This is a genomic window from Allobosea sp. 10L417, assembly GCF_056395485.1.
This window is the reverse complement of record NZ_JBFTJP010000001.1, coordinates 828436-846819: the sequence shown is the minus strand read 5'-3', so window position 1 is coordinate 846819 and position 18384 is coordinate 828436. Positions and strand designations below refer to the sequence as shown.

The 18384-nt window shown below is 63.6% G+C and carries 18 protein-coding genes and 1 tRNA gene; 11 read left to right on the top strand and 8 right to left on the bottom strand.

What is annotated here, in order from left to right:
- The first annotated feature begins 112 nt into the window (after positions 1 to 112).
- From AC1DE3_RS04305 to AC1DE3_RS04290, 4 genes are all read left to right on the top strand, one after another.
- The gene (locus tag AC1DE3_RS04305; RefSeq protein ID WP_441511893.1) at positions 113 to 253 is read left to right on the top strand and encodes a hypothetical protein; all 141 of its coding nucleotides are present in this window, start codon (positions 113 to 115) and stop codon (positions 251 to 253) included.
- Positions 254 to 307: 54 nt separating this feature from the next.
- A complete protein-coding gene (locus AC1DE3_RS04300) occupies positions 308 to 1981 on the top strand; it encodes a DUF3300 domain-containing protein (protein ID WP_476778793.1) in 1674 nt (557 codons plus the stop codon).
- Positions 1982 to 2036: 55 nt separating this feature from the next.
- A complete protein-coding gene (locus tag AC1DE3_RS04295) occupies positions 2037 to 2975 on the top strand; it encodes a DUF2950 domain-containing protein (RefSeq protein WP_476778794.1) in 939 nt (312 codons plus the stop codon).
- Positions 2976 to 3056: 81 nt separating this feature from the next.
- Positions 3057 to 4730 (top strand): SulP family inorganic anion transporter, encoded by a 1674-nt coding sequence (locus AC1DE3_RS04290; protein WP_476778795.1) that lies wholly within the window; start codon positions 3057 to 3059, stop codon positions 4728 to 4730.
- Positions 4731 to 4735: 5 nt separating this feature from the next.
- Here AC1DE3_RS04290 and AC1DE3_RS04285 read toward each other — a convergent pair whose 3' ends face one another.
- The 4 genes from AC1DE3_RS04285 to AC1DE3_RS04270 form a co-directional block, all read right to left on the bottom strand.
- Positions 4736 to 5398: a hypothetical protein gene (locus tag AC1DE3_RS04285; protein WP_476778796.1), complete on the bottom strand. Its 663-nt coding sequence runs from the start codon at positions 5396 to 5398 to the stop codon at positions 4736 to 4738.
- Positions 5399 to 5477: 79 nt separating this feature from the next.
- Entirely contained in the window at positions 5478 to 6101 is a 624-nt protein-coding gene (locus AC1DE3_RS04280) for a response regulator transcription factor (protein WP_476778797.1), read from the bottom strand.
- A gap of 64 nt (positions 6102 to 6165) precedes the next feature.
- Complete coding sequence (locus tag AC1DE3_RS04275) at positions 6166 to 6594, bottom strand: hypothetical protein (RefSeq protein WP_476778798.1); 429 nt, start codon at positions 6592 to 6594, stop codon at positions 6166 to 6168.
- A 197-nt stretch (positions 6595 to 6791) separates the two neighbouring features.
- Positions 6792 to 8582 (bottom strand): adenylate cyclase, encoded by a 1791-nt coding sequence (locus tag AC1DE3_RS04270; protein WP_476852097.1) that lies wholly within the window; start codon positions 8580 to 8582, stop codon positions 6792 to 6794.
- Here AC1DE3_RS04270 and AC1DE3_RS04265 point away from each other — a divergent pair, their 5' ends adjacent.
- The 7 genes from AC1DE3_RS04265 (at position 8583) to AC1DE3_RS04235 (ending at position 14640) form a co-directional block, all read left to right on the top strand.
- Positions 8583 to 9083, top strand: coding sequence for a hypothetical protein (locus AC1DE3_RS04265; RefSeq protein ID WP_476852096.1), 501 nt, complete (start codon positions 8583 to 8585; stop codon positions 9081 to 9083).
- A gap of 25 nt (positions 9084 to 9108) precedes the next feature.
- Positions 9109 to 9684 (top strand): hypothetical protein, encoded by a 576-nt coding sequence (locus AC1DE3_RS04260; protein WP_441511902.1) that lies wholly within the window; start codon positions 9109 to 9111, stop codon positions 9682 to 9684.
- 61 nt (positions 9685 to 9745) lie between these two features.
- Positions 9746 to 10234 carry a hypothetical protein gene (locus tag AC1DE3_RS04255; protein WP_441511903.1) on the top strand — a complete coding sequence of 163 codons (489 nt, stop codon included), beginning with the start codon at positions 9746 to 9748 and terminating at the stop codon, positions 10232 to 10234.
- A gap of 17 nt (positions 10235 to 10251) precedes the next feature.
- Positions 10252 to 11034 carry a polyphosphate kinase 2 gene (ppk2, locus tag AC1DE3_RS04250; protein WP_476852095.1) on the top strand — a complete coding sequence of 261 codons (783 nt, stop codon included), beginning with the start codon at positions 10252 to 10254 and terminating at the stop codon, positions 11032 to 11034.
- A gap of 20 nt (positions 11035 to 11054) precedes the next feature.
- Positions 11055 to 11507, top strand: a complete 453-nt coding sequence (locus tag AC1DE3_RS04245) for a hypothetical protein (protein WP_476778802.1) — start codon at positions 11055 to 11057, stop codon at positions 11505 to 11507.
- Complete coding sequence (locus AC1DE3_RS04240) at positions 11500 to 12732, top strand: HlyD family secretion protein (protein WP_476778803.1); 1233 nt, start codon at positions 11500 to 11502, stop codon at positions 12730 to 12732. Before AC1DE3_RS04245 ends, AC1DE3_RS04240 begins: the two co-directional genes overlap by 8 nt.
- A gap of 1716 nt (positions 12733 to 14448) precedes the next feature.
- Positions 14449 to 14640: a hypothetical protein gene (locus AC1DE3_RS04235; RefSeq protein WP_372687814.1), complete on the top strand. Its 192-nt coding sequence runs from the start codon at positions 14449 to 14451 to the stop codon at positions 14638 to 14640.
- A 20-nt stretch (positions 14641 to 14660) separates the two neighbouring features.
- Here AC1DE3_RS04235 and AC1DE3_RS04230 read toward each other — a convergent pair whose 3' ends face one another.
- The 4 genes from AC1DE3_RS04230 to mnmA all read right to left on the bottom strand — a co-directional run bounded on the left by AC1DE3_RS04230 (position 14661) and on the right by mnmA (position 18172).
- Positions 14661 to 15275: a hypothetical protein gene (locus AC1DE3_RS04230; protein WP_476778804.1), complete on the bottom strand. Its 615-nt coding sequence runs from the start codon at positions 15273 to 15275 to the stop codon at positions 14661 to 14663.
- 879 nt (positions 15276 to 16154) lie between these two features.
- A tRNA-Met gene (locus AC1DE3_RS04225) sits at positions 16155 to 16231 on the bottom strand.
- Positions 16232 to 16299: 68 nt separating this feature from the next.
- Positions 16300 to 16956, bottom strand: coding sequence for a class I SAM-dependent methyltransferase (locus tag AC1DE3_RS04220; protein WP_441511909.1), 657 nt, complete (start codon positions 16954 to 16956; stop codon positions 16300 to 16302).
- 31 nt (positions 16957 to 16987) lie between these two features.
- Positions 16988 to 18172, bottom strand: a complete 1185-nt coding sequence (gene mnmA, locus AC1DE3_RS04215) for a tRNA 2-thiouridine(34) synthase MnmA (RefSeq protein ID WP_476778805.1) — start codon at positions 18170 to 18172, stop codon at positions 16988 to 16990.
- Between the last annotated feature and the right edge of the window lie 212 nt (positions 18173 to 18384).

Sequence of the window (18384 nt, the reverse complement as noted above, 5' to 3'; positions counted from 1 at the left end):
CTTCGTGCCGGCGGCCACGGCGATCCGTCGCGGGGCGGCGTATTGTCCTTAGGGACAGGTGTCGGCCCTGCGGGATGATAGTAATCGTCTGGTCAGCGAGAATTTCCCGGTGATGACGATTGAAGTCGTGGTCCGCACAGGCCACGATACCATGCTGGACGCGCGCGTGGCCGTATATATGCGCATGGCCCGAGAAGACATTCAGATTTCGGCGGTGGCAGTGGTCGATCGAGTGCCGCCGACAAGCAAATGAGCGTCACTGCGGCGCGAAACCCAGATGGCGTTTCGGAGCTGTTGAGGTCATGCCATGCATCTGCCAATTGTGTTCGTCAGCGTCATCGTCAGTGGGCTCGCCTCCCAGGCGCTCGCGCAGACGGCCGCGCCGCCGCCACAACCTCAAGCGCCCGCCGCAACGCAGGCGGTGCAGAGCGAGCAGCCTCTCTCCGCCGCCGAGCTCGATGCGCTGGTCGCGCCGATCGCGCTCTATCCGGACAACCTGCTGGCGCAAGTGCTGATGGCTTCGACCTATCCGCTCGAGGTGGTGCAGGCGGATCGATGGGTCGCGGGCAACAAGAAGCTCAAGGGCGACCAGCTCAAGGCCGCAACCGACAAGCAGCCCTGGGATCCCAGCGTAAAGGCGTTGATCGCCACGCCCTCCGTGCTGGCGATGATGAGCAAGAATCTCGACTGGACACAAAAGCTCGGCGACGCGGTCCTGGCGCAGCAGCCGGATGTGATGGACGGCGTCCAGCGGATGCGGACGCGCGCATACGATGCCAAGAAGCTGTCGTCCGGCTCCCAGCAAAAGGTGACGGTCCAGCCGGCCACCGGCAGCAGCAAGCAGACGATCGTGATCGAGCCGACCAATCCGGACACGGTCTATGTGCCCTATTACGATCCTGCCGTGGTCTACGGCGCGTGGCCCTATCCCGCATACCCACCCTATTATTTCCCTGCGCCGGGCTATATCGCCACCGGCGTTCTCGCGACGGGCCTCGCCTTCGGCACCGCTTACGCCCTGGGGCGCTGGGCCTCGGGTGGATACTGGGGCGGAAACGTCAACTGGGTCGGCGGGGGCATCAATATCGACCGCAATCGGGTGACGCATTGGGAGCACAATCCGCAGCATCGCCACGGCGTGCAGTATCGCAATGATGCGGTCAGGCAGAAATTCTCGAACAGCAATATCCGCGCCGGCGCCGAAGGCCGGATGGACTTCCGCGGACGCAGCGGCGAGCAGGTTCTGCGCCCCGAGGGCGGGCGCGGCGGGGCGGGAACTGGTGCCGGCGCGAGACCGGGGGATCGTCCCGGAGCAGGTGCCAGACCTGACCGTCCAGGCGGCGATCGGGTCGCGGCAGGCAATCGGCCAGCCGGTGGGGACCGGGCGACACGCCCCGGCGGCGGGCGCCAGAACGCGGACCGTGGCCGGGGCTCGGCACCGCCGCGGGCGAACACTCAGCCGCGTCGTCCTCAATCCGGAGCAGGGCGTCCGGGACCGGCGCGCGAAAGCGCCTTTAGCAACATGCAGCCGGGTAGGGCCGCGAGCCTTCAATCCCAGCGCGGACGCGCCAGCATGGCGCGCATGCCCGCAGGTGGCGGCCGAGCGATGCATGCGGGCGGGGCGCGCATGGGAGGCGGAGGATTTGGCGGCGGCGGGCGCGTGGGCGGTGGCGGGCGAATGGGCGGCGGCGGTGGTCGCGGAGGCGGTGGCGGGCGCCGTTCCGACATCCAGCTCAAGAACCACGTCGTGCTTCTGGGCGTGATGGAGAACGGGCTCGGCTTCTACCGTTTCGCCTATAACGGCTCCCGCACCACCTATGTCGGCGTGATCGCGCAGGAGGTGCAGGGTGTCGCGCCAGCGGCGGTGCATCGCGGCGCGGATGGCTATCTGCGGGTCGACTACCGCCAGATCGGGGTTCCCTTCCAAACCTTCGACCACTGGAGGGCCTCGGGCTCGCGGGTTCCTGCCGGGAAGCTCTGAAAATGAAATGGCGTCGTCATCTGCTGGTGCGTTTCGCAACTGAGGGTGCAGTTCCATGATCATCACATGGCCAGCGGCGCATCTGCTTGTTCGCCTGCTTTGCGGGATTGCCGTGGGCGTCTTTGCCGCCTCGACGGCCGCGAGCGCGCAGGAATTGTTCCAGACTCCGGAGGAGGCTGCGGCGGCGCTTGTCGCCGCGGCGCGCGAGGGAAGCTCCACGCGCTTGTATTCGGTCTTCGGGATGTCCGGGCGGGACATCCTGTTCTCGGGCGATGCCGTGCGCGATGCCGATAGCCGCAAGCGCTTCATCGCGGCCTATGATGCCCGGCATTCGATCGTCGAAACGGGCCGGACCGCTACGTTGCTGGTCGGGGAGGACGCATTCCCGTTTCCGATCCCCATCGTTCGTTCACGCGGCGGCTGGAAATTCCTCGTCGAGGCTGGGCGCCGCGAACTCCTGGCCCGCCGCATCGGCAAGAACGAACTGGATGCCATTCAGACAAGCCTGGCGATCCTCGACGCGCAGTTCGAGTACGCCGCAAAGGGGCATGATGGCCGAAATCCAGGAATCTACGCGCAGAGAATCGTCAGCCAACCAGAGAAGCACGACGGCCTGTATTGGCCGACCGGGCCGGGCGAGGAACAGAGCCCTCTCGGCGAACTCGCCGCCCAGGCCGCAACTGAAGGCTACAAGGCAAGCGACACGCCGCAGCCCTATCACGGCTACTACTTCAAGATTCTCAGGAGGCAGGGACCGGCTGCCGCCGGCGGCGCGGTCGACTATGTCGCAGGCGGCAATATGATCGGCGGTTTCGCCGTTCTCGCTTATCCCGCAACCTACGCACGATCGGGAATCACGAGCTTCCTCGTCAACCACGCAGGCACTGTCTTTCAGAAGGACCTTGGCCCCAATACGCGTGTCATCGCGTCGCGCATGAACAGCTTCAATCCCGATCACGGTTGGGAGAAAGTCACACCGGAGAAGACGCAATAGCGGAGCGGACGGCCCCACGGCACGTGCGAGGCTGAACGGCGGTTCCGCAGGCGCCGACGACAGCTCGGGATGGTGGGGGCGATGAAGCGCTGGTTGCCGATTGCGGAGGGGCTGCTTCCCTACAGGTGGGAATGGCTGCGCTTCGATGTCACCGCTGGGCTGGCGATCGCCGCCGTCGCCATTCCCAGCGCCGTCGCCTACCCTGCCATCGCGGGGCTTCCGGTCGAGGTCGGGTTCTACGCCAGCATTCTGTCTCTCGTCGGCTATGGTCTTCTCGGCCCATCGCGCAAGCTGATCGTCGGGCCGGACGCCGCCACGATGACGGTTCTCGCAGCCACGCTCGCCACCCTGCCTCTCGGCGATCCGCCGGATCGCGTCGCTGCAGCGAGCGCGCTGGCGCTGATCGCCGGGATATTTTGCATCCTGGCCAGCGTGCTCAAGCTCGGCGTCGTGGCGTCCTTTCTGTCCCGGCCGATCCTGATCGGTTTCATCAGCGGCATTTCGATATCGATCCTCATCGGGCAGATCGGGCGGCTGACCGGCGTGCGCATCGAGTCCGACGGCCTGGTGATGCCGCTGCTCGAGATCATCCGGAAGGCCCCGCAGATCCATTGGCTTACGGTCTGGTTCGGTGCGGCCATGTTCGCGCTTCTCGTCATACTGGCTCGCCTCCGCTTCCCCGTTCCGGGGCCGCTGGTCGTGGTCGTGCTGGCGGTGCTGGCGTCGGCTGCCTTCGGCTTGGAAGATCGGGGCATGAAGGTCATCGGCAGCCTTCCGGCCGGCCTGCCGAAATGGGCCATCCCGAACATCGCCCATTTGCCGATGACGGACCTTGTGCTCGGTGGCGCGGCGATCTGGCTGGTCAGCGTCAGCTCCGGTCTCGTCGGGGCGCGCAGCTTCGGGGCAAAGGACGGCTTCAAGGTCGATGCCGACCGGGAGTTGACCGGGCTGGGTGCAGCCAACATCTGTTCCGGCCTGTTCACCGGCTTCCCCATTACGGTCTCGGATTCGCGAACCGCGATCAATCTGGCGGCAGGCGGCCGGTCGCAGCTGGCCGGCCTGATCTCCGCTGCCGCTCTGGCCGTTCTGCTTATCTATCTGAACGATGTGCTGCGCGTCCTGCCCCATGCGGCGCTCGGGGCGATCCTCGCCTTCGCGGCGTTGAGTCTGATCGATCTCAAGGGGCTGCGGGAAACCTGGCGGATCAGCCGCCTGGAGTTCGGATTTGCCCTCATCAGCATGTGGGGCGCCATCAGCCTGGGCGTGCTCAGCGGCGTCGTCATCGCGATTGCCGGCACGCTCCTCTACGTCCTGCTGAAGGAAATGCGACCGCGCGATGCCTTGCTCGGACTCGTTGCCGGCCGACCAGGCTTCTACAAGATGCACCGGACGGAGAATGCGGCACCACCGCCGGGGATGGTGCTCTTCATGATCCAGGGCAGTATTCTGTTCTTCAACGCCGACTACGTCCATTCCCGGCTCGAAAGCGTCGCGAAGGAGGCCCCGCCCGGTACATCCTGGTTCGTGCTGGATGCGAGCGCCGTCGCGCAGATCGACATGACGGCGGCCACCATGTTGCTGCAATGGCGGGCGGAGCTGGCGGCGATGGGGCTGACATTCGCCATCGCGGAGCTGCACAAGGAGCCGCGGGAGATTCTGGAGCGAGCCGGCCTCTTCGAGGGGCCGCATGCGACGACGATCTTCGAAGATCTCGAAGACGCGGTCCGGATGCTCGGCGAGACGATGTCCCGATAGTTCGCCTAGCCGGGACGGCCGGCGTGCCGGTATTCGCGGATCAGGATGTCGCAGCTGACGATCAGCACCCAGATCGGAAAGACCAGGAAGGTCCAGTCGACGAGGTGGCTGCCGAAGAGGATGACCGTCGCAGCGGCATAGCCGGCGAACGCCGTCCATCGTCCCGTGATTCCGGTGCGGAGCACGATGGTCGAGGCCGTGATGAGGAAGACGCTCGATACCTTCATCGCGTAGATGCTGGCGAGATTGTAGGCGAAGGACCTCGCCAGGGTGAACGTCACCGAGCCGGCAAGTTCGCCCGGCCGGGCTGCGTGCGTGAGCAGGATCGCGCCGATGGCGGAGGCCGCGACGAACAGCATGCCGATGAAGAGAAACCCGCTGCCGAGAAACACCGTCGCGAACAGGCTGTTCTCGTGATCCCCCAATCGATCGCGCAGCACGCCCATGAACCAGAGGAAGGCGATGCCCGCGAAGGGGATCAGGTTCAATGCCAGCGCCACCTTCCAGGATTGGGTGCCCACCCAATCGCCGGGATCCTGCGGATGGAGTCGCAAGGTCTGGAGCACCAGCACCAGCGCAGAGAGGAGCAGCACCGAAAACAGAATACCGGCTACACCGGCCGCCTTCGGCGTCTTGAGGCCATCCGGCGCTTGGTGAGGAGGCGGCACGTTGCGATCCTCGTTTCGGAAGCCTGCGCGGATATCCCGAGCTTGACGGGCCGGTCGGCACCAGCTCCAGAGACAACTTTCAGGGATTGTCGACCCGGAGCTGGCCGAGCCGCTCGGCGCAGGTCACGAGCTCGACGACGGAGCGGACCTGCATCTTCTCCATGACCTTGTGGCGATGGGCTTTGATGGTTCGCTCGGTCGTCCCGAGCTTGAAGGCGATCTGCTTGTTCATCTTGCCGCGAACGACCAGATCGAAGACCTCCCGCTCGCGCCTGGTCAGCTGCTGAAGCCGGGTCAAGCCGACCCGCACCCTGCTTTCATGCTCGCTGACGAGACGATGGCGGCAGATTGCGCGGCCGATGGCGTCGATGAATTCGTCGGGCTCGACGGGCGTCGTGAAGAAGTCCTCGGCTCCCGCCTTGATCGCCCGGATGCCAAGGCGGACATCCTCCTGATCGGTCACGAAGATCACGGGCAGATTCAGGCCGGCCTTGCAGAACAGGTTCACCACATCGGGGATCGACTGATCTGGCCCCCGCGTATCAATGACGACGCAGCTTGCGCTTTCGATATCCGGGCGATGATTCAAGATTTCGTCGGTGCTGAGATAAGCCCTGGTTTCATACCCGGAAGCGCGAAGCATCCGATCGATACCGGCCCGAGATGCCGCGTCGCTATCGACGATGTGCACAAGAGCTGACATGGACAATCCTCAGTCTCTCCGTAGACAGCCGGGGCTTCCGGCACGCGGCGCGCGGCACGTGGGTTCAAGGCGTCTTCAGCGCCTCCGGTGTGCAGCGCCGATACCTGATCGCGGTGCCCCCTTCGGGCGCGCTGTAGCGGTAGAGGCCGCCATCCTGACCCAGGGCGAGCACGGCCCGCGCGGCATCGGTCGCGATCGTCGTGGTGCAGCTGAGATGAAGGACCCGCCGCTCACCCTGCAGGTTGACGCGAGCGATCCTGCAGGTCGCGAGCGGAGTGGACAGCCGCTCGCCCCGAATGACGAACGCGGAGGCAAAGGCGTTGGCCGGGCGCTTGAAGCCCAGCGCCTTCCCCGCTGCGGCGAAGACATTGGCGCAGATCTGCCCTTCTTCGAGCCAGGCACCCTGGAGGTCCGTCGTCTGTGCCCCTGCGCCCTGTGCGCCGAGCGCTGCAAAGCCGACGACGACAGCGAGCAAATACGGTCGGAAAGCCATGGCGATCATCGACCTCCAGTAGTGAGCCTGTCCGAGACACAAACGGCACAGATCGCGACGCTCGTGTCGGGGCAACAAAGCCGCAGAAGCGTAATGGCGGCCGCTGAGGCGACGGCATTCCGCCTGCAGCTGCACCGCATGCTCCGCTTCCTCTTTGACAAGAAGAGAAAGCTGCGAACGAAATCCGGGGTAGTAGGTTACGGTTGGCTACGGTCCCCGCCGGTTCCGCCTTTTCCCGCATTCGAGAGAGCACCGAATGTTCGTTCGGTCTCGGCCAGGAACCGGTTTGGCACGGGGAAGCCGGCCTCGATGGCGCCGCGGATCAGAATGGCGCGATCTCTCGCATTGAAGTTGCGGCTGTTGAGCTCGTCATCGAACTTGTCGAAGAAACCCGGTCTCAGCCGCAGGAATTCGGCGCGGGATTGCGCCGCTTCGGCCTGTAATCCCTGGCGCGCGAATATCAGCGCCGCGACGAAGTGGTATATCGAAAACCGACGCAGGTTTGCGCGGCGGATCAGATCGGCGGCGCGCGCATTGTCGCCTTGCATATAGGCGGCCAAGGCCAGGAGCCCGACATAGTAGTCGGAGTTGCCGGGGTTCTTTGCCATCGCCTCTTCGAGCAAGGATGCACCTTGCTGCCAGTCTCCGGCCTGGGCCACCCGGCTGCCGTACTCGCCGAGCAGCTCGGTATCGTTCGGGTTGAGCGCGCGCGCCTGGGCGCCGACCCGCAGCGCCTCGCTGGCGTCTCTACTGAAATAAAGGACGGTCATCAGCGCCTGGAGCGCGCGAATATTCTCCGGATCAAGGTGAACGGCGCGCTCTGCGGCGGCTCTCGCTCGCTCCAGGGGCGGCGGCGAGCCTAGCCGCCGGTTCAACTCGAAACGATCCTCGTCGAGATAGAGGTAGGACAGCATCGCCCAGCCGGTCGAAAAATCGGGATAGCGCGCCGTGACACTCTCCAGGCATGCGCGCGTCGCGGCATGCTCGGTCTGATCGAGCACGGTGCGGTAGCGATAGAACCGATAAGTGCACTGATAGGTTTCGAGGTTCTGGACGTCTCCCGATCGCGCCGGCCGCGGGGGGGCGCTGAAAATGATCCCATAGGGCTGGGCGATCGCCGTCGCGACCTTCGAGGCTATAGTCGTTTCCACGGCGACGATGTCGGCGGCGTTCGGATCGGCGTCATAGGTTCCCGACCAGACGATGGCAGAACTCTCGCCATCCAGGACGCGGGTCGTCACCCGCAGCTTGCCGTCGGAAAGACGGATGCCGCCTTCGAGAATGTACCGGTTGCCGAATTGGCTCGTGATCTCCGAGGCCGAGGCGCTGGGCGATACGGCGGCAGACGTTTCCCGGCCGAAAACCGTCAGCTCCTTGAACCGCGAGAGCTGCGTCAGCAATTCTTCGCCGAGACCGGCGATGTAGACGTTGACTTCCGGCTGCCCAGACAAGTTCGAGAACGGCCTGACGATCAGGGAAGGGCCACGCGGTGGCGGCGGCTCCCAGCTGGCGGGCGCCGGCGCTGGCGGGGCGGCCAACCAGGGTAGCGGGACGGCAAGGCACAGCGCTGCCACAACGATGGCCCAGGCGAACCAGCGGCTTCCCCACCACGGTGCATCCGCTCCCGCCAGATCCTGCCTCTCCGGAGCAGCGGTGCGGGCGGGATCAACGATGTGGGTCGGCGGCGCCTCGCGCCGATGGAAGCGCGGCACGTAGCCGCCCTTGGGAATCTCGATCAGAATGGGGTCCGAGCTCCCGGACAGCAGATAGTAGCGCTCCAGCGCACGCCGGAGCCGCCCGGCTTCGATGCGAACAACCGGATCGTTCTGGATATCGAAATTTGCGTCGCGGCCGAAGACTTCGACTGCGACGGAATAAGCTTTGATCCGGTCCGCGTGGCCCGCGAGGGTCTGGCTGATCACATAGATCAAGAACTGTCGCACGCGCTCGGGAACGTTGAATTCAGTGCTGGCGAGGATCTTATCCAATTGAGCGTGAATTTCATCGCTCTGAAGCTTGCCTTCAGGGCGGTCTTCCAAATTACCGTTTTCGAAAAGCCGGCTATTCTCCATGGAACCGGCTCCCCCAAGCCAGAAAACCACGTGAAAACTTCAGGGCTAGGTCGCGCTTTCGGTGTAAACTACGGTTATTTACTCCCAATCCAGTCGAGCGACCACATAAATATTCGCTTTCGCAGGGGGCGCGCTCCAATGGAACCGGGCGTTCTGGCTGCCGTTCGGCTGCTGCCGAAGCACAAGAAGGCGATCGAGGAGCTGGTGTTGAGGAGTCAGAACTTCCGGTCGCTATGCGTGGATCTGGCCGACGCAGAACAGGCCCTCCGGCGTTGGGAGGCCTCCGACGCTCCCGGAACGGCTGCGCGATGCGTCGAGTATCGGCATCTGATCGACGGCCTCGAATCCGAACTTCGGCAGTCGATCGGCGAATGGCAGGCCCGGTCCGAAGGGGCGATCAAGCATAAAGAACGGTGACTTCAACCCGGGGTGGAGAGTGACGATGTCAAAGCGTGCATACCTGGCTCTGGCGATCTCGCTGGCCTTGGGCGCGGCAGCCTGCGCACCCACGGTCACCAGCACGACCATCATGGTGGCCGGCGTAGGACCGGTCGAGATCGAACGGATCAATGTCGAAGTCGCGGGAGTCGACCCCAATGCGCGCATCGTGACCGTGCGCCAAGGGCGCTTTGTCTGGGATGTCGCCGTTCCCGACGTGTTTGGCGATCTGCAGGGGCTTCGCGTCGGCGACAGGCTGGAGATCCAGCGGGCCGAAGGCGTGATCCTCGGCGCCAGGCGCGCAAGGAAGGGAGTCCGGCCCGGCATCGTCTATACCGATACGGTCGGTGCGCCATCCTTCAACAATCTGCCCGACAAGTTCGTGACACGATCGCTGACGCTGACAGCCCGTTTCGAGAGGTTCGACCCGGCCACGGGCGTCGTGGACTTCGTCGGACCGGCAGGGCCGCGCAGCCTCACCGTGGCCGATCCCGTGATCAAGGACGATCTCCGGCGCATGCGTCGCGGCGACATGATCGACCTGACCTTCGCCGAGGCCGTCTACATCCAGAAGTACTGAATTCGCCGGCTCAAACCCGCGTCGAGGACGCTGGTTGCGATCGATGAAGGAGATGCGAACGATGTCGCCCGCAAATCAAAATCCGAACGCAGCGACGCTCGGCGACGAGAGTTTCATGTCGGCCGACGATCTCCGGTCCTATATGACCGATCTCGAAATGGCGCGGGCGTCCAAGCTGGCCGGCGCCATGAACAAGGCCGAGGACGCGCAACGCAAGCTTGCCGCGACGTTGAGCGAGGAAATTGCCGTCACGCCGGAGAAGATCGAGGAAATCAAGCAAAGCCTCGCAACCAAGACCCGCGCCGCGGCCAGCCGGGGCGAGACCGAGGTCCTCGTCATGCGCTTTCCGAGCCAGCTTTGCACGGACCGGGGGCGCGCCATCAACAATGCGGAAGCCGACTGGCCGAGCTCCCTGACCGGCCGGCCGCGGCAGGCCTATGAATTCTGGAAGGAGCATCTCCAGCCCGCGAAGTACAAGCTTCGCGCCATGATCATCGACTGGCCGGGCGGGCTGCCCGGCGATGTTGCGTTCTTCCTGAGCTGGTCCTAACGGAGAGGGCGCCGGCGATGAAAACCAAGAGTAGCGAGCCCCTGAAACGAAAGCCCTATGAGCAGAAGCTGCGCGATCTTCACGCGGAGCTGGTCAATCTCCAGGAGTGGGCGAAGCATGCGGGCGCAAAGGTCTGCATCGTCTTCGAAGGGCGGGACGGCGCTGGCAAGGGCGGTGCCATCAAGGCGATCACGGAGCGCGTCAGCCCCCGCGTCTTCCGGGTGATTGCGCTGCCGCCGCCGACGGAGCGCGAGAAGTCGCAAATGTATGTGCAGCGCTATCTGCCGCATCTGCCGGCGGCGGGCGAAATCGTGATCTTCGATCGCAGCTGGTACAACCGGGCCGGCGTCGAGCGGGTGATGGGCTTCTGCACGGAGGAGCAGGCGAAGAGCTTTCTTCAGGACGTGGCGGGCGTCGAAAAGGCGATCGTCGATTCCGGCACCATCCTTCTGAAATACTGGCTGGAAGTCGGCCAGGAAGAACAGACGCACCGGATGGAGGAGCGCATCAACGATCCACGGAAGATCTGGAAGCTGTCTCCCATGGATCTGAAATCATATTCGCGCTGGTACGATTATTCGCGCGCCCGCGACGAGATGTTTCGCGCCAGCGATACGACCTGGGCGCCATGGTATGCGGTCCACTCCGACGACAAGCGCCAGGCGCGGCTCAATATCATCTCCCACATCCTCCGCTCGGTTCCTTACAAGGCGCCGTCCCGGGAGAAGATCAAGCTGCCGAAACGGCAGAAGGCCGATGGCTACGAAGACGTCGATTTCGCACGGAACTGGATAGGCTGAGCGGGGACTGGAGCGAGTTTATGGCAGCCGAACTTCATCCGCTGGCGCCGCACCATCTGCCGGCCTTCATCACTGCGCCGGGAGAGACGGACGTTCTCATGGTCGTTGCGGCCGTGATCCTGCTTCTGGCGGTGCTGGGCGTTGGCTTGATCTTCCTTCGGCTGCACACCTTGCCGGAGCGCATGGCGCATAAATCCCAGAAGCTCCAGTTCGAGATCGTCGCGGTGCTCGGCTTGCTCGCGCTCTTCACCCATGTGCATCTGTTCTGGGTCGCCGGGCTGTTGCTCGCCTTGATCGATATTCCCGATTTCACCGGGCTGTTCGGCAGAATGGCGCATGCGCTCGAACGCATCGCCGGGATTGCGCCGAGGCGGGCGTCCGTCGCCGAGGACACCGCGGCAGGGGAGCCCACAGCGGGATCCGGCGCGGACGATCACACCGCGCTCCAAAAGCGGGAGAGCAGCCATGCTTGAGCTTCTGTTCTGCTCCCTGCTGACGCTCCTGCCGGATTACCTCTATCGGCGATACGGGCAGGGAAAGCGGTTCGGCAAGGAAATCACCTTCTATTCGGTGTGGTTCGAGCTGCGATGGGGCATCATCTCCTGCCTCATGCTGACGATCGGCCTGATCACGGTGATCTTCTACAATCACCCGTCGACGACGAATGCGGCCGTGCTGTTCCGTACCGTCCCGCTCATTTCGGAGACCACCGGGCGCGTCGCGCAGGTCTATCTCGGCGTCAGCGGCCCGGTCACGAAGGGCAGCCCGATCTTTCGCCTCGACAGCTCCAAGGAGGAGGCGGCGGTTGAGACGGCCCGGCGCAAGATCGCGGAAATCGAGGCTTCCATCGTCGTCGCAAAGGCCGATCTTCTCACGGATGAGAACCGAATTCTCGAAGCCGGGAGCGCCCACAAGCAAGCCCTCGACGAGCTCGAGACGAAGCAGGAGCTGCAGCGCCGCAACGACGATATCGTCGCCCGCCGCGAGATCGAGAGGCTCGAAAATCTGGTGGCGGGGCGCGAAGCGGCCCTGGCGGTGGCCGTCTCTGCAAAATCCTCAGCCGAAACCCGCATTTCGACCTTGCTGCCGGCAGAGAAGGCAAGCGCGGAGGCTGCCCTCGCGCAGGCGCAGACCGATCTCGACAAGACCGTCGTGCGCGCCGGCGTCACTGGCCGGGTCGAGCAGTTCACGCTGCGCGTCGGCGACATCGTCACGCCCATCATGCGGCCGGCCGGCGTCCTGATCCCCGAGGAAGCCGGGCGGAATATTCTGCAGGCGGGTTTCTCGCAGGTCGAGGGACAGGTGATGCAGGTCGGCATGGTCGCCGAGGTGACTTGCCTGTCCAAGCCCTGGGTCATCATTCCGATGGTGGTGACCGGCGTTCAGGATTTCATCGCCACAGGCCAGGTGCGGGCCGCCGATCAATTGCTCGATCCCCAGCAGGTGTCGAAGCCCGGCACGCTGCTGACCTTCCTCGAACCTCTCTATGCCGATGGGCTCGATGGCGTGACGCCGGGCAGCAGCTGCATCGCCAACGCCTATTCGAGCAACCACGAGCTGATCGAGTCAGGCAAGCTCTCGACCGGACGAAAGATCGTCCTCCACGCCGTCGACGCGGTGGGCCTCGTTCATGCGCTGCTGCTGCGCATTCAGGCACTGGTGCTCCCGATCCAGACGCTGGTCTTCAGCGGGCATTGACCGCGAGCCACGGCCGTCAGGCAACTCCGCCGGAGCTTTCGGGGGAGGCGGGGCCTCGCGGCGGTTCGGCTGGCATCGGGTTGGGGCGCCGACCGGCGTCCATTGCAGGCGAGAATGAACCGGCACGGAACTTGCCGCGACAAACGGACATTCGTCCGGGTGTTTCGACATGGATCAGAACGAGTTCCGTTGCGAAACATGTGGCTCTCCGCATGTTTCGATCCCGCGCGTTCTCAAATCAGAGAGCGAAATCGTCTGCGGCCGATGCGGCGCCTTCATCGCGACGTGGTCAAACTATTGCGGCGCAATCGCCTTGGCGCTTGCGAACGACAATCGCCTCCGGCCGCCTCCGGCCGATCCGCTCCGGCCGGCTGAGTGATCAGCGGTTCGGCGGCAATCACTTATCGGTCCAGAAACAACCGAGGGGTGTTGGCAGCACGAGACCGTCTCGGGGTGCTCGCACCAGGAGAACAGATCGTGCGCCGTTTTTCTTTGCGAGTGTGGCGCGCGTGGGGCCGGCGGCTCAATCGGCTGCTATGGGTCGGCAGCCGCCATCGACGATCAAGGAGCGGGCTCGCCGTCTTTTGGAAGCCGCAGCAAACGCTCGCGTGCTGCCATAGTGCACACGAGCGTGTTGGCAGTCCCTACGCTAACGAAAGGTTTAGTAAAATCACACAACCGGGCGGCCCAATCAGGTCGGTCTATTGCAATGATGTCCCCAGATTTGCAGTGTTCAGCAAATCTCGATATCAATTTTTCGGGGTCATACCTAAGACCTTTTACCATTGGTCTACAATATCGCTGTTCGCGAGCATATGCCGATTGAATACACAGCCCCACTAGCGCCAACGCAAGGTAACAGGTGGACCTAAGCATATCCGCATCCGTGGCTGTATTGAATTTGGTCCTCACCTCTAGATTGCGCGAATTCGCTGCCCCTGCAAGGGATCGAAGAGCTTTTGCGAACGGCCGCAGCGGGTCGAAAGCGGTCGTTGCTGCTTGTGCAGGAACCGGCGATATCTGAGGCTCCACCGGTTGGAGGATATTGTGGCCGATCGCGAGGATGCACCGCTGCCGGTCTATCGCCGGAATATCGGCTGTAGCCAGATTTTCTGGCTTTATTTCGTTGTATTTCCGATAGTCGGGTGGGTCGTTTATCCGATTTTAAAGCAGATGGTTGGCAAAGCAGCGCCGTATGCGCTCGTGGCAAGTTGCGGCGCGGTGTTGCTGTGGGGGTGGTTTCGAGAGCGTCGTCGCCGGTTGGGTGGCCGAAGTCTCTAACGGGTTGGAAGCGGTTATTCAGTCGGGCGAACCGAAGACGCCATTGAACCAATACGCACTCGGATCGCGGAACCACACCCTGTTTGCGTCCGTCTCGAACTTCGCAAACTTGCGCATATCGAGGTTGTATCGATGAGCAAGGGACACAAGCTGTCTCAGATCGTCCTGGCCCGGCCTTCGCTTTAGTCGAACAACCAACCCTCTAACGCCTTCGCCTTTAACGCTTGCGACACACGGGATACGCTCTAGCCATTCGAAAAAGGCCCGCTCGTCTGCTTGGTGATAGAACACGACTTCCGTGTCCATGTGCTCCAGTGTCAAGATTGCGTCCGTCATGCCGCTTGACTACCCGCTCGGAGCCCCCGTCCGCAATGGGGCGTAACCAGAAGTTGAAACTCGTAACGGTAAGAAGGTTCGACCCAGGAGAGTGAAGGCATGGCGCGCACCCCGAAGTCAGTCGAACGCAAAGCGGCCGAAGTTCAGAAATTCGTCCAGCTTTACGCACGTAAAGCTCAACGAGGTGTGGAACCAAACGACAGAAGGTATGACCGCAAAATCGAGGTCGCGGCAAAGCGCATGAAACCCGATGACCTTGATGCTCTTCTTCGCCAAGGCGAAGACGAATGACCACAACGGGTCGTAAGCGGTCACTGGTAAAGCTGCGTTACCACGTACCAGTGGCGTGACATTGGCTGAACGGTGGGGGCCCCTTGCTCTCGCAGGATAGAGTACAACTGAGGCTGATGCTGAGCACGCTCCACCCAAGCTGCTGAGCGCCGTTCGGGGGGCAAGCCGATCTCATCGCTCTCATCAACAACGAGAGTGTCAAATATATTCGCGACAGCGGCCCCGCCTGTCTCGCCCCAAGCAAAAGCTCTGATACGCGGCGCACCATCTGTCGCCGCTGCAAGCGCAACCTCCCGCTCGAAATGGGTTCGCGAGAGTTGGAAACGCAGCCAAGTTGGCGTGATGCCAAGTTGATAACACACGACCAGTGGAGCGGCTGCCGCAAAGGGGGCGATCACCGCCGAGACCGCGCGGCGCCAACGGCCCCCCATGGCGTTCCAAATGATACTCGACGTGAGTGTCAGAAGAAGGAGGCCAAGAGGAAGAAGCAGAAGAGGAACAATCAACAGCCAGAGGTTGAATATCCTCTCCAGCTCGTGGCTGAACGCGACCAGCAGAAAACACAGAAGGCACAACCAGAAGGGAATTGCGGTGAACCGATCAGCCGTTGAGCTTCCGCTTCCCTTCTTGGCCATCTGTTCCTTGATCCCAACCGGTTTTCACGGCTTGCGCTAGCCGGATCGGCATTCTCTGCCAATTCAATCCAAGGTCTGCAACGGGTCGAAAGCAGACGCACCGGGCACTCTGATTTCCGCCGAGTGGAATGGCAGCGCCATGAGTATCAGAAATACTGCCAAAACATAATCTATTTCAATAGCTTAGGAGAATTTTCTAGCGGGAGATCGTCTCAGCGCGGCCCCCCAAGCAGAACAAAACCGCTTCACTTTGCGAGCGCAGCGCATGTGGGCCTAGCGGCTTGAATGACCGCTAAGGGTCGAAAGCGGTCGGAAAGTCTCCGCCCCCCCATCCGCGTTGACCAAAAAGCGGCTAAGCGTTGACTAGGCCCTAAACAGCGCTGACGGGGAATCTGCCCGTCAGCGGCCTCGCCGCAACTACACCTTTCTGATTCCGGGCGGTCGCGGCGCCTAGCGGCAAAGGACGGCCTTCGTTTTCTCAGACATGGTGCACAGGGACACTTGGCGTTCTTCGCGAGGGAGTGGCCGATAGGTGCGCATGCTGTCGCGAGTGACCAGGACCGCGGAGCCCTGCTGAGGCGGGACATAGGTTGCGCACCCGGCGAGGAACGCGCAGCACACGGTAACGGCAAGCATCTTCATGCTGTTTCTCCTGGCGTGGGCCTACAGATTGAACTCTGCCACCAAACGCTTGACAACAGCGATGATTTCCCAGGACGCCCGGTCTCCGAAAGGGTGCGGACTTTTTCGGCCAGCTAATGTCGCTAACAGGTCGCAAGCCGCCACCCAACGCTCTCATGTGCTCGCGAGGCCGAGCGGGAGCGGTCTGAAGGCGCGGACTTGCGAAACAATAAGTGATCTCAATCACTTATGATGTTGTGGTAGCGGGAGAGGGACTTGAACCCCCGACACGCGGATTATGATTCCGCTGCTCTAACCAGCTGAGCTACCCCGCCACGGACATCGTAGCCGGCTGGGCCGGCCCGTCGTCGAGGCGCGATATAGGCGTCGCGATATGGCCGCGTCAAGCCTTCGATCGCGACTTATCAGCAGAGACGAGCTTGCGCAGGCGAACAACCTTGAAATAGCCGCGCCCGACATGGACGGTTTCGTAGCGGCCCGTCGCCTTCGCCCAGTCCGTCAGGCGGCTTACCTTGAAGTCGGAGCTCCAGCCGATCGCCTTCGAGAGCGGCGCGACGGCGCTCCAGAACGGCGCGAGGAGGCCGCCATCATCGACGAGGCGGCTCGAGATGACGATCTCTCCGCCCGGCTTCAGGACGCGGTCCATCTCGGTCAGCGCCTGCTCGGGATCCGGTACGAGCGTGATGACGAATTGCGCGGTCACGGCATCGAAGCGCTCGTCGTCGAAACCGAGGCGGCAGGCATCCATCACCATCAGCCCGCGGACATGCCGCAGATTCTGGCTGGCGACCTTGCGATGGGCCACTTTGAGCATGTCGAGCGAGAGATCCGCGCCGAGGACGCGCGTTTCAGGGGTAAAATAGGACAGGGTGAGGCCGGTTCCGACACCTATTTCCAGGATATCCCGTCCGCATGCGCAGGCCGCCTCGACCGCCTCGCGCTGCGGGCGCGCCAGCATGCGCTGATAGATCCGGTCGTAGAACTTGGCCCAGGTCGCGTAGACGCGCTTCTGGCCGTCGAGGTCGTAGGTCACCGGCATGGCAGGAATCCGAGCAGAGAAGCTGAGCCCGTCAGGACAGGGCGAGCGCCGCGGGCGAGGCGGTGGCCGACATGGCGAGCGGCCGGCGCAGGATGGTGCCGCCGCCGAGAACGCGCGAGCCAGGGCCGGCATCGGCGTAGATCACGCAGGCCTGGCCGGGCGAGACGCCTTCCTCGTCGCCGGCAAGCTCGATGCGCAGGCCTTCCGCGTCGCGGAAGAGACGAGCTTCACGCGGTGCGCGGGTCGAGCGGACGCGCACGGCGACCTCGAGTCCCTCGGGCGGCAGATCGTCGAGCGCGGTTTCGCCGAGCCAGTTGAGATCGCGCAGGCGAACTTCGCGCACGCTCAGCGCCTCGCGCGGGCCGACGATGACGCGCGCGGTGTCGGCATCGAGACGCAGCACATAGAGCGGCTCGGTCGCGCTGAGCCGCAGGCCCTTGCGCTGGCCGACGGTATAGTGGAGCACGCCCTCGTGATGGCCGAGCACGCGCCCGTCGAGATGGACGATGTCGCCGGGCCGGGCGGCGCCGGGCTTCAGCCGCTCGATGACATCGGCATAGCGGCCGTTCGGGACGAAGCAGATGTCCTGGCTGTCGGGCTTGTCGGCGATGGCGAGGCCGAGCTCGGCCGCGAGCGCGCGGGTCTGCGTTTTGTCGATATGGCCGAGCGGGAAGCGCAGCAGGTCGAGCTGCTCCTGCGTCGTGGCATAGAGGAAATAGCTCTGGTCCCGGCTGGCGTCGGCGGCGCGGAACAGGCCGCGATGGCCGTTGCCGAGGTCGCGGCTGACGACATAGTGCCCCGTCGCCAGCGCATCGGCGCCGAGCTCCTTGGCGAGATCGAGCAAGTCGCGGAACTTGACGGTGCGGTTGCACTCGACGCAGGGGATCGGAGTTTCGCCGGCAAGATAGCTCTCGGCGAAGCGCTCGATGACGGCGTCGCGGAAACGGCTCTCATAGTCGAGGACATAATGCGGGATGCCGATCGCCTCGGCGACGCGGCGGGCGTCATGGATGTCCTGCCCGGCGCAGCAGGCTCCGGCGCGGTGGACGGCGGCGCCGTGATCGTAGAGCTGCAGCGTGACGCCGATGACATCGTAGCCCTCGCGCTTGAGCAGGGCTGCCACCACCGAGGAATCGACGCCGCCCGACATCGCCGCAACGACGCGCGTGGCCGCTGGCGGCTTGGCGATGTCGAGTGAGTTGCGGGGCGTGGTCATCGTCTGTGGAGGCGTCCGTGGCTCGGAAGATCGGCATTTGCGCGTCTGCCGGCTCTATACCGGCTTTGGCCGGCTGCTGCCAGCGGGATCGGCAAATCCTGCCGGCCTTCGGCTTTCATGCCGGCGGTTCTTGCCGCCGCAGTCCCGATAAGACATTCTAACGCATTGATTTATAACGTCTCTGTTCTGGCGTGCAACTTGCTGGCGACGGG

Bases quoted from the DNA above. Each gene is read 5' to 3' on its own strand.
- AC1DE3_RS04230 (WP_476778804.1), bottom strand. From the start codon at position 15,275: ATGGCCAAGAAGGGAAGCGGAAGCTCAACGGCTGATCGGTTCACCGCA.
- AC1DE3_RS04245 (WP_476778802.1), top strand. From the start codon at position 11,055: ATGGCAGCCGAACTTCATCCGCTGGCGCCGCACCATCTGCCGGCCTTC.
- AC1DE3_RS04275 (WP_476778798.1), bottom strand. From the start codon at position 6,594: ATGGCTTTCCGACCGTATTTGCTCGCTGTCGTCGTCGGCTTTGCAGCG.
- AC1DE3_RS04305 (WP_441511893.1), top strand. From the start codon at position 113: ATGACGATTGAAGTCGTGGTCCGCACAGGCCACGATACCATGCTGGAC.
- AC1DE3_RS04235 (WP_372687814.1), top strand. From the start codon at position 14,449: ATGGCGCGCACCCCGAAGTCAGTCGAACGCAAAGCGGCCGAAGTTCAG.
- AC1DE3_RS04220 (WP_441511909.1), bottom strand. From the start codon at position 16,956: ATGCCGGTGACCTACGACCTCGACGGCCAGAAGCGCGTCTACGCGACC.
- AC1DE3_RS04290 (WP_476778795.1), top strand. From the start codon at position 3,057: ATGAAGCGCTGGTTGCCGATTGCGGAGGGGCTGCTTCCCTACAGGTGG.
- AC1DE3_RS04260 (WP_441511902.1), top strand. From the start codon at position 9,109: ATGTCAAAGCGTGCATACCTGGCTCTGGCGATCTCGCTGGCCTTGGGC.
- AC1DE3_RS04300 (WP_476778793.1), top strand. From the start codon at position 308: ATGCATCTGCCAATTGTGTTCGTCAGCGTCATCGTCAGTGGGCTCGCC.
- AC1DE3_RS04280 (WP_476778797.1), bottom strand. From the start codon at position 6,101: ATGTCAGCTCTTGTGCACATCGTCGATAGCGACGCGGCATCTCGGGCC.
- AC1DE3_RS04295 (WP_476778794.1), top strand. From the start codon at position 2,037: ATGATCATCACATGGCCAGCGGCGCATCTGCTTGTTCGCCTGCTTTGC.
- AC1DE3_RS04255 (WP_441511903.1), top strand. From the start codon at position 9,746: ATGTCGCCCGCAAATCAAAATCCGAACGCAGCGACGCTCGGCGACGAG.
- AC1DE3_RS04240 (WP_476778803.1), top strand. From the start codon at position 11,500: ATGCTTGAGCTTCTGTTCTGCTCCCTGCTGACGCTCCTGCCGGATTAC.
- ppk2 (WP_476852095.1), top strand. From the start codon at position 10,252: ATGAAAACCAAGAGTAGCGAGCCCCTGAAACGAAAGCCCTATGAGCAG.
- mnmA (WP_476778805.1), bottom strand. From the start codon at position 18,172: ATGACCACGCCCCGCAACTCACTCGACATCGCCAAGCCGCCAGCGGCC.